Here is a 14,403-nt window from a genome sequence, read left to right as displayed (position 1 = left end):
AATGATCTTTAAGGGAACCATCCGATTACGGGTGGTTCTCTTTTTTATGATAGAATAGGGATGTTGGAGGATTAAGCATGAGGGGAATAGACTTACATACACACTCAAACTGTTCAGACGGCACTTATTCGGTAAAAGAGCTTATGGACTATGCCCATGAAAAGAATCTGGCAGCGATAGCACTGACCGATCATGATACAGTTGACGGACTTGATGAAGCGTCATCCTATGTAAAAGAAAACTATCCGGATATGGAGCTTATCCCCGGAATTGAGTTTTCTACTGTGGAGGAGGGCAAGGATGTCCATATCGTGGGGCTTTATATCGATCATCACAATGAGGGCTTTAAAGCCAAACTTGGACAGTTTATAGATTCGCGCACAGTCAGGAACAAGAAGATGTGCAAGAAACTCTCGGAAGAGGCCGGAATACCAATATCCTATGAGGAGCTTACAGGCTCTTTTCCCGGAGCTGTGCTCACAAGGGCACACTATGCCAAATTCATGGTGGACAGGGGATATGCCAGGAGCAGGAACGAAGTATTTGATAAATACATCGGAGATAATTGCCCATACTACGTAGAAAGAGAGAAGATTTCTCCCGAAGAAGCTATTTCTTATGTGTTGGAAGCAAAAGGAGTGCCTGTGCTTGCTCATCCGATACTGTATCACTTAAGTGACAGAAAGCTGGATGCAATGGTGGCAAGGCTTAAAGATGCGGGCCTTAAGGGAATAGAAGCGATATATTCAACCTACAGTCCCTCAGAGGAACGCCAGATAAAAGAGCTGGCGGAAAAATATGGACTTCTGATTAGCGGAGGATCAGATTTTCATGGTGCCAACAAACCCAAGATAGATCTCGGCACCGGAATGGGAAAACTGTTTTTGCCGGAAGATCTGCTCATACCAATAAAAAAAGCAAGGTAGTGACATAAAAGTCACTACCTTGAATTTTTGTAGTAAATATGCACAATTGTAACTGGTTTAATTATATCAGATAACAGTTTAAATTGTCTGTCAGGAATTATATAATATTGAATGTAGTCTAAAATTTCTTTAGGAGGAAAGTGGTTAATGAAAAGACAAAGAGTATTAAAATGTGCGGTATCTGTTTTACTTGCATTGGCTCTGGTTCTTACAGCCAATGTAACTGCCTTGACATCTTACGCTGCTGTAAACATAGCGCAGGATATTAAGACGATCGCTGATGTTCCTGCTGATCTTTCAGGCAAGACAATCATTCTTCACTCAAACGATGTTCATGGTGCCATTGGACGCTATGCTTATATCGCTTCTGTAAGGGATAATTTTGTGAGAAGGGGAGCTGAAGTTATCCTCGTTGACGCCGGTGATTTCAGTCAGGGTACTCCTTATGTTAGTACCACAAAGGGACTTGATGCTATCACATCAATGAATGCAGCCGGATATGATATCGCGACACTGGGAAATCACGAGTTTGACTATGGATATGCACAGCTTCGCGGAAACCTTGCAGTAGCTAAGTTCAAGGTTATCTGCGCAGATGTTCTTGATGCCAACGGAAATACAATCGTTCCCGCAAACACAATGTACACAACAAAGTCCGGAATGAAGATCGGTTTCTTCGGAATGGAGACACCTGAGACTCAGACCAAGACAAATCCTGCTCTTATCCAGGGACTTAAGTTCCTTTCAAAGGGTGAGCTCTACACATGTGCTCAGGCTCAGGTTGATGAGCTTAAGGGACAGGGCGCCGATCTTGTTATCTGCCTTTCACACCTTGGTGTAGATGATGAGTCAGCTCCTGACGGACACAGAAGTGTTGATCTTTATGCCAAGACAAAGGGCATTGATCTTATGATCGATGGACATTCACATACTGTTATGACAGCTGAGAAGAAGCTTCCACCTGTTACTTCAACAGGAACCAAGATTCAGACAATCGGTGTGGTTGTACTTGATAATGCAACCAAGAGCTTTGAGGACAGCTATCTGCTTAGCCTTGACGGGCTTGAGAAAGATGTTGTTACCGATGCTGTTACAACAGCAATCATCAAGAGAGTAGACAAGGAATACGGAGTAACATTTGCAAAGAGTGAAGTAGCACTTAACGGCGAGAAGGCTCCCGGAAACAGAACTGAGGAGACAAACCTTGGTGATCTTATTACAGATGCTATGCTCTGGACAGTTCTTAAGAACAGCGGTTCAGTATCGGTTGATCCTTCACATGTTGTAGCTATTACAAACGGTGGTGGTATCAGAGCTGCAATAAAAGCCGGTGATGTTACCAAGAATGATGTTAATACTGTTCTTCCTTTCGGAAACACAGTAGCAGTTGTTTATGTAACAGGCGATGAGCTTCTTGAGGCTCTTGAGGCATCCACATACTGCACACCTGATGCAATCGGCGGATATCCTCAGACATCCGGCATCAAGTTTACACTTGATACAAAGAAGAGCTTTGCTAAGGGTGCTGCATATCCGAATTCAACATACTACAAACCTGCAAGCATCAACAGAGTAACAATTGACAGCATTAATGGTCAGCCTTTCTCCAGGACTGATACATACGCAGTTGTAACCAATAACTTCTGCGCAGCAGGCGGTGATACATACTATGCATTCTCTGCCGCATCAGCTCAGTTTGATACAGGTATTCCTCTTGACGAGGCTCTTATTGACTACGTGGTTAATGAACTCCACGGCACAATCGGAAGCAAATATGCTGCTCCTCGCGGAGATCAGACAATTAAATAATCTGACAGGCTAAATAGACTACAGGGCTGTAGCACATATATCTGTGCTACAGCCTTTTTATATTGCTTTTGGCTAGATAGACCTCCCTGATGTTGGCTGTGAGTATTATAGATGTTAAAATAATAAGTATAATACGATAAATAGTGAGGTACGATATATGCAGGATTCGGGAAGCGGAGTATCTTTTGAGAAGATTATTTCTGGCTTGTTTTGGAAATTACAAGGATCTGATAGAGCCTGGTTAGTTGTTATTGCGATAGTGGTCATACTGATCGTTGTCGCTCTCTATGTGTTTTTTGTAATACTGTTGCTTAAACTGAATAAGAGGATATTTAAGAGTATAGAGAAGAAAAAGGGAAACAGTATTACCATTCAGTTCTTGCAGAAGGCGGTATCTCTTGGGATAATGGTAATATTGGTGGTGCTTCCGCTCGGCGGGCAAAGGCTGGCTCAGTCGCTGCTTGGATCTACTGCTGTGGTTGCAGTTATCGTAGGTCTTGCTGCCAATGAAGTTTTAAAAGATATGTTTGCAGGCCTTGAGATAAGTCTGTATAAGCCGTTTGATGTGGGATCCAGAATAATGCTGGAGGACGGAAGAGCAGGTATAGTTGAAAAGATGACACTGCGCCATGTGGTACTGAAACTGATTGATACAACCAGACTGATAGTACCAAACAGTAAAGCTAATCAGGGAATGATAGTGAACTACAGCTATGAAGAATATGTTCCCAGGTCTTTTGATGTATGCTACGGAATAGGATATAACTCAGATATAGACAAGGCCAAGGATATAATCAGGCAGACAATCTGCGAATGTCCGCTTACCCTGAATAAAGATAAATACAAAGAGGATGATCCCGGATCGAGATCTGTATATTTTCTGGAGGTAAAAGACAGCGCATTAATGCTTGGTGCGACTGTATATTATCCCCATGAGATAAGAACGGAAGTTGTTAAGGATCAGGTTAACACTGCAGTATTTAAGGCGCTTGTGGATAATGGAATAGAAATCCCATATAACTACGTGAATCTCGTAGTGAAAAAGGAGAATGAAGATGCTTGAATTAAGTAATGCTATCAGCGGAGATATTGACATCAGTTACAGTAATCTGTTTTCTTTTGCAAATTATCTGCTTACAGCCATCGGAAGCTGGTTTTTGTTTAAAAAATGCGGAGTAAAAGGGATATGGGCGATTATTCCTGTTGCCAGAGAATATCATGTGAGTCTGTGTGCTGACAAGGAAAAGGAAGGGCGTGTTTACACCATTGTTTCCCTGCTTTTTTATCTTCTCTATGTAATTACCGGAGTGTTTGTATTATTTAATCCTATGTGGGCACTTTTCATGGTGATTCCTTTGGTAGGTGTTTATGTAACGCTGATCATTTACATGCTCAAGATTTATCTTGGGCTTATCAAGGTCTTTGACAGAAAGAAAAAATGGCTTATTCTCTTTATGTTTTTTGAGGGAATTACACTCTTTTGGTGGGGCGTTTCATCAAGATTTGTTCCCGGCAAAAAGGTTGAGCAGATATCAAAAAACGGAGCCAAGGAACTTGGTGAAAACTTAACTGCTGCAGCAGAGGGACTTACGATAAATATCGCAGACAGAACCGTTATAGATTTCTTCAAGAAAAAGACTCTTTTAAAGGATATACATCTGATAATCCCAAGAGGGCATATGGTGCTTTTGCTTGGAGGATCAGGAGCGGGTAAGACAACTTTCCTCAACGCCGTAACGGGATATGAGAAGGCAAAAGCGAGTATAAAGCTCGATAATAATGATGTTTACAGTGACTATGACAAGATGAAATATGATATCGGATTTGTGCCGCAGCAGGACCTTATGAGAGGTAACGATACCGTAGAAATGACTCTTACGGATGCAGCACTTATGAGGCTGTCTGCAGATGCTTCCGTAATGGAAAGAGAAAACCGCATCGCCAACATGCTTGATCAGTTTGGACTTACAGCGGTGAGAAACTCACTGGTTGAAAAGCTCTCCGGGGGCCAGAGGAAGAGACTGTCAATTGCTATAGAGTTTATATCAGATCCATCGCTGTTTATACTTGATGAGCCTGATTCCGGTCTTGACGGTGTCGTGGCCAGGAGCCTGTTTGAAAAACTCAGAGAAATTGCTGATGACGGAAAGATAGTAGTAGTCATAACACATACCCCTGACAGGGTAATAGATCTTTTTGATGATGTTATAGTTCTTGCTAAGGATGCCACCAGAACAGGCCGACTTGCCTGGTATGGGCCTGTAGATGAAGCATATGAATTCTTTGGTAAAGACTCTATGGAGGAGATTCTTCTTTCAATTAACCAGAAGGATGAAGGCGGAGAAGGAAGAGCAGATGAGTTTGTTGAAAAGTATGCTGACAGAATTAAGGAAAAGGTGGGGTGACATGCTATGGAAGAATATAGCGTAAGACACAGAGGAAGAGTTTCACAGACTTTTATATATCTCGGCAAGCTTTTCAGGATGTTCCTGTTCCAGAATGATTGGAAGGTTCTGCCAATGGCGGCAGTTATAGCCGGACTTGTTGCTTTTTCAGTGGGAGCAAATCTCTATAAGACCATGGAGGGAACTCTGATGGGAACCTTTGCTCTTTCCTGTATATGTATTTGGAATGGCTTTTTTAATTCCATACAGGTGATATGCAGAGAGAGGGCAATAGTAAAAAGAGAGCACAGATCAGGACTTCATATATCATCTTATATTGCGGCTCATATGATTTACCAGGCGTTTTTATGTCTTCTTCAGGTTATCATTACCATAGGGGTATGCATGTTGATGAATGTAAAACTTCCTGTGGGAAGCCTTATAACTCCATGGCCTATCGTTGATTTTGGCATCTCTCTGTTTTTTATAACCTATTGCGCAGATATGCTGGCACTGCTGGTTTCGGCGTTTTCAAAGACCACTACGACAGCGATGACTGTCATGCCGTTTCTTTTGATCGTACAGCTCTTGTTCTCGGGGGCCTTTTTCAACCTTCCGCCTGAAGCTATGCCGTTTACTAATCTTACTGCTACCAAATGGGGACTTACGGCTCTTTGTGCTCAGGGTGATTATAATTCACTTCCTATGGTCAGTGTGTGGAACAGTGCTCTTAAAATGAAGGATGTAGAGGTCGAGGGAGAAAAGCCTCTTTTAACGGTCTTTCAGGAGATTGAAAAGAACAATATGAGAGATGATCTGCTTATGAAAACAGGAGAGCTCAATCAGAACCACGATTATGACTTTAACCCTGTTATAGTCCTTCGATGCTGGGCGTGGCTACTGATGTGGACAGCAGTATATGTGATCCTGACTATTATTCTTCTTGAAAATATCGATAAAGACAAACGCTAAAAAATACTGCCACGTCAGATTGTGACGTGGCAGCTTTTTTAATTTACAGGTGCTGGTCTCTTTTGACTTTGTCGTACTGTTTGTTGAGCCATGGATAGATGGCTGCTGTGAGCTTCATGTCCAGGTTAAAGAAGTAGACGGTGAAGGTCAGAGCAAAGAGTACAGCGATAACAATAACGATTATTTTAATTACATGCAAGAAAATTGACATTTCTTATTCTCCTTAGAATTTATTTACCATGATTTCTCATCAGGAAGGACCTCAAGTGATGGATCGATCGGTTCTTCGTTCCATACGGTCCTCATGAAGGAATTGATCTGATCGCGGACACCCTGGCGGGAGATGATACGTGGATCGAAGAGGTCGTGAGATACCCAAACCAGAGGGATACCTTTTTCACGGGCTTTTTCTTCGAATAGGCCGTGCATTCCATCAAGGGCCTTACAGCTCATGTGCTCCCAGAGGATGACCATATCTGCGTTGAACATCTCAACGAACTCCCAGAGTTCATCAAGAAGAACTTTGTAACCACCGTGAGTTCTGTTTCTCATGATCATGTTCTCTGTAAGCCAGGCCATATCGTAGATAGCCTGTTCTCTGTTCTCGGGAGTATCCTCTGTTACGAGCTTCTTGGTGGATACCATAGAGAGCATATCGGTCAGAGGAACAATGCCCCAGCAGTTAAGGAGCCATACAAGGAAGTCCATGTAGTAGTGGGACTGAACACCCCATACGATGGCGCGGTGTCTGTATTCCTTGGCTGCCATTTTCTTTTTGGCGTAAGCCTGACGGGCAAGCTTGGTGATCTTTCTGTCTGCCTTCTCGAAGGCGGCTACACGTCCGCAGATGGCCATGTAGTTGGTCTCTGTATAAAGAGCAAGGTTTGAACCAAATACCTGTGGGTAAGGAGTGCGGTTCATTTCAAGCCATTCCTGGCGACATTCGGTTGCATAGTTTACACGCTTTGCACACTCAAAGTATGCCTTCCAGTCCCATTTTACACCGGTATGCTTCTCAATGAATGCTATGGCATTTCTGATCTCCTGAGCTGCATACTCCTGAACGTCGTCCTCTCTGTGACGAAGTGGAGCAGCAAGCTGGAAGACAGGGATTCCGTCTTCTTTTTCAAGACGCTGAGAGATAACACCGTTTCCCAGGAGAGAGCCGTCACATGTTGTATTACACTGGATAGCACATGCTCCCAGGACAGGAGCGTCATCGTCAATTGAAACTCCGGCCTCTGCCTCAGGCATAGGGCAAACATCACCCGCAAGACCGTATTCCTGGGCTACGTCAATGTAGTGGCAGGCTGCATACTGATTAAGCAGAACCGAAACATAGGTGGACGGAGTTTCTCTTGAGAGACACTTAAGGGTTGGGAAGCCCATCATTACAGCTGTCATCTCGTTCTCATCAACCAGAACAACCTTATCTGAAAACTTCTTGTCATTGCCAATCCTGCGATCGCCTCTAAAGAGTGAATCAAGGAGCTTGGCTACGTCATCGATAACAAGGTCCTGTTCCTCATGGCAGATCCTGAGGTACTCGCCTCGAAGACCCTGAGTGTGTCTGTCCACCATCATGGGAACTGCCAGGTAGTTGGCCATCCAGCGATATCTGAACATAGCCTTGACATTTCTTGGTTTCATGACGAATTTGCCAAGGGTCATCATTATCTTGAGCCACCTTGAGTAGTCGTACATTGTGTCCGCAAGTCCTCGCCATTCGCGTCTCTTTCGGACAAGGGAACCCTCTTTATAAAAATCGCCGAGTCTGTCGGCGCCAATCTCTTTAGCCATTCGCTTCACCTCTCTGAATCTTCTTGATCTCTATGCTCTCGACAAAGGCCTGAACTCTGGTTGTCATCTGACCGGACACACCGATGCTGTAGGGCCTGTCAACTGCCAGAACAGGATAACCGTATTTATTTCGGAGGATCTGTGAACCCATCATCTTTTCATATGCCCACGGATCGCAGAACTTCATCTGCTCATATATAATGCCGTCGGCCTTATATTCTTTGGCGAGTTCATCAACATAGATCCTGCGATGATCCATCTTATCTGTGTTCATAAAACGAGGACATTCGCCCTTGTTCATATAAGCTCTGCAGATCTGAGTCAGAGCATCCTCATCGTCACTTAGGACAATGGGATTTCTTCCGGGAAGAGAACCGTAGCAGAAACGGTCGGCGCAGACATATGCGCCTGCATCCTCGATGAGCTTTACAAAATCAGTATCATCAACTTCAGAACCCGCAACAAGAACTCTGGCTCTGAACCTGCTCTTTTCATCGGGTTCCCTGCTCTTTAATTCCTCGAGAGTCTCCTCGAGCTTATCCAGCAAAAGATATTTCGGAGCGACATAGGTTGCAAGAGTTATGACGTTAAATTCATAACCGGTGATCCTGGGATTGTCTTCCTTTCTGAAATCGCCTATGGCGCGAATTATTTCGCATACGCGGTTGTGCTCTGCAACAGCCTTTCTGATGGCTTCATCCGAGATATCTATCCCGTATTTCTCGGAGAGAGGCTTTAGAATGTGATTTTTGCACTGGAGCACGTAGAGATTAAGACCGTTGTCATCGGCCTTCATAGGAATCTCCATATACTCGAAGAAGAACTTGTCTTTACCTTTGCCGAGGGTATTAAGAAGTTCCATGTTTTCAATGCAGCGGTTCATCATAGAACAGCCGTCGGGAGTGATTATGGCGTCAGCAAAATTGTATCCGCCTTCAATCGCGCGCTCCAAAAGAGCACGGCTGTACTCGCAAAGAAAACTTGTCATGTAGTAAGTGGAGATATCCAAGGAACCTGTCCTTGGTGCACGGAGACGTGCGGAGAAACACCCCGGAAGATTAAGGAGTGGTTCAGGAGTGTTTTCACAGGTGTAGGCAACACAAATACGCCCATCTGCCTGTGCTTCTTGAATCAGCTCATTGTTTGCCTCAAGGAGCAGATTCTCGAAGAAAATCAGATGTTTTAAGTCTTTCACTATTTTCCCCTACCTTCTTATTAATTATTTATAAAATTAGTCTAATAGAATAGAGAAAAGAAGTCAATTAATAGTGCATTTATACGATATATTGATTTATAATATAAGGTAGTATCGATAATTGTACCACTTGAGGTATCTATGGCAAATTTAGTCAATGAAAGATCTGCTTCAAGTTCATATTCCGGGCTCAATGTCTTTGGCGAGAATTCCTATGAAAGGGAACTGAAACTATGCCAGGAGCTTGGAGCTGATGTCCAAAAGCTTAAATCGCTGGGGTTCAATACACTTCAGCTTGCTGAGATAAGGAAAGGTCTGGCAGACAGGGTTGATGTAAGCAGATACATGGACCCCAAACTGTCATGGTCGGCTATGGAAGAACTGCGTCTTGAGATGTATCAGGGCATCGATATGTCAATGTACAGAGAGCAGGGATTTGATACTACTCAGCTTGCGCAGATCAGGCAGGGCATCAGTGAAGGAGTAGATGTAACTCCCTATGCAAAAAAGATCTATTTTGCTGACCAGATGCGTGAGCTCAGGCGAGGTCTTTCAAAAACCAACCCTGTTCCGATAATCTTTTATCAGGATCCGGCCTTTGACGCAAGGCAGATGAGAGAGATCAGAAAAGGCCTTCAGGCCGGAATCGACATCTCTTTATATGCCCATGCATCCATGCCTTATCTGAAGATGAGGGCAATCAGGGAGAGCGCTGAGGATGGACTGATCTTTGATAAGAATTATGTCGACAGGTACAATGCCAGTATTTTGAATCAGATACACAAGGCATATGTGGACAAGGTCGATATCTCCAAATATTTAGCACAGAGATTTGATGACGAACAGCTTGAACAGGTGAGGATTGCCTTAAAGGACGGTATTCCCATTGATGACTACATAACTGCCGATATGAGGGGAGACACCATCAGGGAGATCAGGCTGGGCCTCGAAAACGGAGTTGATGTCAAGCAGTATGCAGATGTTGCATATGGATGGCAACAGATGTATGAAATGCGCGTAGGTCTTGAGCATCAGATCGATATTAAGCCTTATTGTAATCCTCTTTATCAGGCGGACCAGATGAGAGAATTGAGGATAGGTATCGAGGAAGGCGTCGATATATCCAAATTCTCATCGATGATGTACACGGCCAAGGATATGCGCCGCATACGTCAGAATTTGCTTGCAGGAAGCGTTGACGGTCGGGGACCGGCCGCTGCAATAGCTGAGGCTAATGCTGAGGCAGCAAAAACACCGCTGAGCCATATATCCAAAGAGGATGCTTTTGTCAATGAAATGTTAGAGCATCGCGATACTTACCTCAACTTTGAGGAAGGCAATATGATGTGCTTTTTGACGCTTCCTGAGAGAATGGACGGCAGAAAATATACAGAGGAAATTCTTTTGAAATTCCTAAAAAAGGCCAAGGTCATCTATGGCGTTGACAAGCAGGCGATAAAGAAGCTGGGACAGGAAGGAAAGCCTGTTATCAGAAGCCTTGTGGCTGTGGGACTTGAAGTTGTCAACGGACAGAACGGATACTATGAGTATTTCTTCGATACCACGGAAGAACCTGAGCCGGAGATTCTAAGGGACGGAACAGCGGATCTTGAGAAGATGAAGTGTCTGCAGCCTGTCAAGGTTGGTGACAGGATAGCTCTCTATCACAGAGCAACAAGAGGTACAGACGGATACGATGTATTCGGTAATTACATAAAAGCTATTCCGGGAAAAGAGATACCTATCCTTAAGGGTACCGGATTTATGATAATGAACGACAGAGTAAGTTATGTTGCAACTTATACCGGTGCCATAAGAATGGTGAATGGGAGAGTTGAGATCACCAAGCTCATGGTCGTTCAGGAAGTAAAGATAACCGACAAGAAGATCAAGTACGACGGAACTGTATTTGTAGTCGGAGATGTCTTTTCCGGAAGTGAGATTGAAGCTACCGGAGATGTTATAATAGGCGGGCATATGGAGAGCTCGACTGTGACCTCCGGCGGAGAGGTAGTAATAAAGGGAGGAGTTACATGTCCTATCAGAGGCGGAATAAGCGCCAAAGGTGATGTGAGCGCCAAGTATTTTGAGGGCGCGACAATTAGCGGAGAAAACATCTCTGCCAATTACTTCATCAACTGTAAGGTTGACGCCAGAGGTCAGGTCAAAACCTATGGAAGAGTAGGAATGATCTATGGTGGAACCATCAACTGTATTTACGGAATAGAAGCTGCTTCCGTCGGAAATAAGTCAGGCGCAAGGACCATTATCAATCTGGGTGTCAATTCCGGCATTCTTGCTAAATACAATAATGCCCAGAAGAGCATTGTCAGAGAAGAGGAGCAGCTTGAGGCTCTCAATACCGAGAAGGAAAGGCTTAAGGAAGTGGGCGGCGGTAACCGTGAGCTTATGCAGTGGAAGGTTAAGATTAACGCAGCCGTGGCCGGCAAAGAGAACAGGATAAAAGAGCTTAAGGCCGAGATGGAAGCACTTGAGGCAGAGATCAACAAGAGCAACGGAGCCTGCGCCGTCATAACCGAGATGGCATATGCCAATACCATATTTGTTATTTCCGGTGTAATTTACAGACTTGAAAGTGACAGAAAAACCTATGACAAGATGATATTCAAGGCAGATGCAAAAAAAGAGAATATTATCGTACTTTGAGCCCTGTTGTAGAAAACGTACTGTCGGAGCCCCCTCCGGCAGTATTTTTTGTGAAAAAGAGCGATTGTTTAGGGCTTGATTGTATGTTAAGTTTGGATTATAATTTTTGGGACTTTAATACATCACAGTAATGGAGGGAACAAATGGCACAGCTTTGGGGCGGAAGATTTACAGGCAGTATCAACGAACTGGCGTGGACTTTTAACGCATCTATTTCTTTTGACAAGAGGTTTCTTGAGGTGGATGTCAGAGGCAGCAAGGCACATGCCACTATGCTGGCCAAGCAGGGAATCATCTCGGAAGATGAGAAGAATGCCATTATTTCCGGCCTTGATGCAATCCTTTCCGATGTAAGAGATGGTAAACTTGAGATAACAGATAAGTATGAGGATATCCACAGTTTTTTGGAGGCTAATCTCATAGACAGGATCGGGGATGCCGGCAAGAAGGTTCACACCGGCAGGAGCAGAAACGATCAGGTAGCTTTGGATATGAGGCTCTACTGCAGGGGCGAGGTTGAGGATATGGCAGGTCTTTTAAAAGAGACACTAAAGTGCCTGTCAGATATCATGAAAGACAATCTTGATACCTACATGCCGGGCTTTACACATCTTCAGAAGGCTCAGCCCGTAACTCTTGCTCATCATCTGGGTGCATATTTTGAGATGTTTAAAAGAGACCTCCTTCGCATGAAGGATATCTATAAGAGAATGAACTACTGTCCGTTGGGAGCCGGTGCTCTTGCCGGAACAACATATCCGCTGGACAGAGATTATGTAGCAGAGCTCCTTGATTTTGAGGGACCGACTCTCAACAGTATGGATTCGGTTTCGGACAGGGACTATCTGATAGAGTATATGTCAGCTCTTTCAACAATAATGATGCACTTATCAAGACTTTCCGAGGAGATAATTATCTGGAACTCCAACGAATACAGATTTGTTGAGATAGACGATGCGTATTCAACCGGAAGCAGCATCATGCCACAGAAAAAGAATCCTGACATCGCAGAGCTTGTAAGAGGCAAGACAGGAAGAGTTTACGGCGACCTCATGTCACTTCTTACAACAATGAAGGGCATACCACTTGCTTATAACAAGGATATGCAGGAGGACAAAGAGGCAGCATTTGACGCCATGGATACTGTCAGAAACTGCCTGACACTCTTTACCGACATGCTCAGAACCCTTAAGTTCAACAAAGACAACATGGAAAAGAGTGCGACCAAGGGCTTTACAAATGCAACAGATGCAGCCGATTACCTGGTTAACAAGGGAATGCCGTTCAGAGATGCACATTCGGTTATCGGAAGACTGGTTCTTGCCTGCATCGACAAGGGATGTGCTATAGACGATCTTAGTCTGGCAGAGCTCAAGGAGTTTTCAGAGCTCTTTTCCGAAGATATATATGATGCGATATCTCTTAAGACCTGCGTTGAAAAGAGACTTACCGTCGGAGCTCCAAGCCCTGAGGTAATGAAAAACGTGATTAAGGCAAACGATGAATTCTTATCATCATTTAGCTTTAAATAAACCCAAACGAAATATGAGAGGAGTAACTATTATGAGCGACAAGTTAAAAGTAGCGGTTCTTGGCGGAACCGGAATGGTAGGACAGAGGTTTATCTCTATTATTGAGAATCACCCATGGTTTGAGGTTGCAACTATTGCAGCAAGTCCACGTTCTGCCGGCAAGACCTACGAAGAGTCCGTTGGCTCAAGATGGAAAATGGAAAACCCCATGCCTGAATCTGTCAAGAACATCGTTATCAAGGATGTTACAGATGTAAAGGCCGTTTCTGAGGACGTTGATTTTGTCCTTTCAGCTGTGAACATGTCCAAGGATGAGATCAAGGCTATTGAGGAAGAGTATGCCAAGACTGAGACTCCCGTTGTTTCAAACAACTCAGCTCACAGATGGACTCCTGATGTACCTATGATCATTCCTGAGATCAACCCTGATCACATGGATGTTATCGAGTTCCAGAAAAAGAGACTTGGAACAAAGAGCGGCTTTATTGCTGTTAAGCCCAACTGCTCAATCCAGAGCTACACACCTGCTCTTACAGCTTGGAAGGAGTTTGAGCCATATGAAGTAGTTGCTACAACATATCAGGCTATTTCCGGTGCCGGCAAGAACTTCGAGGAGTGGCCGGAGATGGTTGGAAACGTTATTCCTTTTATTTCAGGTGAGGAAGAGAAGTCAGAAAAAGAGCCTCTTCGTATCTGGGGTAAGATTGAGAACGGCGTGATCGTTCCTGCCGATGACGTGAAGATCACATGCCAGTGTATCAGAATTCCTGTTCTTTACGGACATACAGCAGCTGCTTTCGTTAAATTCAAAAAGAATCCTACCAAGGAGCAGCTCATCGAGAGACTTGAGAGCTTCAAGGGACTTCCTCAGGAGCTTGGCCTTCCAAGTGCTCCCAAGCAGTTCATCCAGTACATGCAGGATGATAACAGACCTCAGGTTACTCTTGATGTCAACTATGAGAACGGTATGGGAGTAAGCATCGGTAGAATTCGTGAAGATTCTATCTACGACTGGAAGTTCGTAGGTCTTTCACACAACACATTAAGAGGAGCAGCCGGCGGTGCTGTAGAGTGTGCAGAGCTTCTTAAGGCAAGCGGATACATTAACAAAAAATAAT

Annotated in this window: 11 protein-coding genes; 8 read left to right on the top strand and 3 right to left on the bottom strand. The window is 44.1% G+C overall.

Annotation, left to right across the window (positions count from 1 at the left end):
* The first annotated feature begins 77 nt into the window (after positions 1 to 77).
* The 5 genes from G590_RS0109375 to G590_RS0109355 all read left to right on the top strand — a co-directional run bounded on the left by G590_RS0109375 (position 78) and on the right by G590_RS0109355 (position 6,091).
* Positions 78 to 926 (top strand): PHP domain-containing protein, encoded by an 849-nt coding sequence (locus G590_RS0109375; RefSeq protein WP_022765408.1) that lies wholly within the window; start codon positions 78 to 80, stop codon positions 924 to 926.
* A gap of 147 nt (positions 927 to 1,073) precedes the next feature.
* The gene (locus G590_RS0109370; RefSeq protein WP_026494055.1) at positions 1,074 to 2,735 is read left to right on the top strand and encodes a bifunctional metallophosphatase/5'-nucleotidase; all 1,662 of its coding nucleotides are present in this window, start codon (positions 1,074 to 1,076) and stop codon (positions 2,733 to 2,735) included.
* 157 nt (positions 2,736 to 2,892) lie between these two features.
* Positions 2,893 to 3,798, top strand: a complete 906-nt coding sequence (locus G590_RS0109365; RefSeq protein ID WP_022765407.1) for a mechanosensitive ion channel family protein — start codon at positions 2,893 to 2,895, stop codon at positions 3,796 to 3,798.
* Positions 3,791 to 5,140, top strand: a complete 1,350-nt coding sequence (locus G590_RS0109360; protein ID WP_022765406.1) for an ATP-binding cassette domain-containing protein — start codon at positions 3,791 to 3,793, stop codon at positions 5,138 to 5,140. Before G590_RS0109365 ends, G590_RS0109360 begins: the two co-directional genes overlap by 8 nt.
* A gap of 6 nt (positions 5,141 to 5,146) precedes the next feature.
* Entirely contained in the window at positions 5,147 to 6,091 is a 945-nt protein-coding gene (locus tag G590_RS0109355) for an ABC transporter permease (RefSeq protein ID WP_022765405.1), read from the top strand.
* A gap of 43 nt (positions 6,092 to 6,134) precedes the next feature.
* On the opposite strand, the gene G590_RS21535 is transcribed toward G590_RS0109355, so the two are convergent.
* Genes G590_RS21535 through G590_RS0109340 form a run of 3 tightly spaced genes read right to left on the bottom strand, consistent with a single transcriptional unit; the run spans position 6,135 to position 9,086 of the window.
* Positions 6,135 to 6,302: a hypothetical protein gene (locus G590_RS21535; protein ID WP_022765404.1), complete on the bottom strand. Its 168-nt coding sequence runs from the start codon at positions 6,300 to 6,302 to the stop codon at positions 6,135 to 6,137.
* Positions 6,303 to 6,325: 23 nt separating this feature from the next.
* Entirely contained in the window at positions 6,326 to 7,891 is a 1,566-nt protein-coding gene (locus tag G590_RS0109345; protein WP_022765403.1) for a 2-hydroxyacyl-CoA dehydratase family protein, read from the bottom strand.
* Positions 7,884 to 9,086 carry a 2-hydroxyacyl-CoA dehydratase family protein gene (locus tag G590_RS0109340; protein ID WP_022765402.1) on the bottom strand — a complete coding sequence of 401 codons (1,203 nt, stop codon included), beginning with the start codon at positions 9,084 to 9,086 and terminating at the stop codon, positions 7,884 to 7,886. Before G590_RS0109340 ends, G590_RS0109345 begins: the two co-directional genes overlap by 8 nt.
* 141 nt (positions 9,087 to 9,227) lie before the next feature.
* Between G590_RS0109340 and G590_RS0109335 the strand changes: the two genes are divergently transcribed.
* The 3 genes from G590_RS0109335 to asd all read left to right on the top strand — a co-directional run bounded on the left by G590_RS0109335 (position 9,228) and on the right by asd (position 14,402).
* Positions 9,228 to 11,753 carry a FapA family protein gene (locus G590_RS0109335; protein ID WP_022765401.1) on the top strand — a complete coding sequence of 842 codons (2,526 nt, stop codon included), beginning with the start codon at positions 9,228 to 9,230 and terminating at the stop codon, positions 11,751 to 11,753.
* Positions 11,754 to 11,896: 143 nt separating this feature from the next.
* Positions 11,897 to 13,285 (top strand): argininosuccinate lyase, encoded by a 1,389-nt coding sequence (argH, locus tag G590_RS0109330; protein ID WP_022765400.1) that lies wholly within the window; start codon positions 11,897 to 11,899, stop codon positions 13,283 to 13,285.
* A 31-nt stretch (positions 13,286 to 13,316) separates the two neighbouring features.
* Entirely contained in the window at positions 13,317 to 14,402 is a 1,086-nt protein-coding gene (asd, locus tag G590_RS0109325; protein ID WP_022765399.1) for an aspartate-semialdehyde dehydrogenase, read from the top strand.
* Position 14,403 lies beyond the last annotated feature (1 nt).

Origin of the sequence: Butyrivibrio sp. XPD2006 (genome assembly GCF_000420865.1) — a bacterium.
Taxonomy (GTDB): Bacteria; Bacillota; Clostridia; order Lachnospirales; family Lachnospiraceae; genus Butyrivibrio.
This window is presented reverse-complemented; position numbering and strand designations above follow the sequence as displayed.

What these genes read in the sequence shown, in the direction of transcription:
- G590_RS0109375 (WP_022765408.1), top strand. Translation starts at nt 78, where the DNA reads ATGAGGGGAATAGACTTACATACACACTCAAACTGTTCAGACGGCACT.
- G590_RS0109370 (WP_026494055.1), top strand. Translation starts at nt 1,074, where the DNA reads ATGAAAAGACAAAGAGTATTAAAATGTGCGGTATCTGTTTTACTTGCA.
- G590_RS0109365 (WP_022765407.1), top strand. Translation starts at nt 2,893, where the DNA reads ATGCAGGATTCGGGAAGCGGAGTATCTTTTGAGAAGATTATTTCTGGC.
- G590_RS0109360 (WP_022765406.1), top strand. Translation starts at nt 3,791, where the DNA reads ATGCTTGAATTAAGTAATGCTATCAGCGGAGATATTGACATCAGTTAC.
- G590_RS0109355 (WP_022765405.1), top strand. Translation starts at nt 5,147, where the DNA reads ATGGAAGAATATAGCGTAAGACACAGAGGAAGAGTTTCACAGACTTTT.
- G590_RS21535 (WP_022765404.1), bottom strand. Translation starts at nt 6,302, where the DNA reads ATGTCAATTTTCTTGCATGTAATTAAAATAATCGTTATTGTTATCGCT.
- G590_RS0109345 (WP_022765403.1), bottom strand. Translation starts at nt 7,891, where the DNA reads ATGGCTAAAGAGATTGGCGCCGACAGACTCGGCGATTTTTATAAAGAG.
- G590_RS0109335 (WP_022765401.1), top strand. Translation starts at nt 9,228, where the DNA reads ATGGCAAATTTAGTCAATGAAAGATCTGCTTCAAGTTCATATTCCGGG.
- argH (WP_022765400.1), top strand. Translation starts at nt 11,897, where the DNA reads ATGGCACAGCTTTGGGGCGGAAGATTTACAGGCAGTATCAACGAACTG.
- asd (WP_022765399.1), top strand. Translation starts at nt 13,317, where the DNA reads ATGAGCGACAAGTTAAAAGTAGCGGTTCTTGGCGGAACCGGAATGGTA.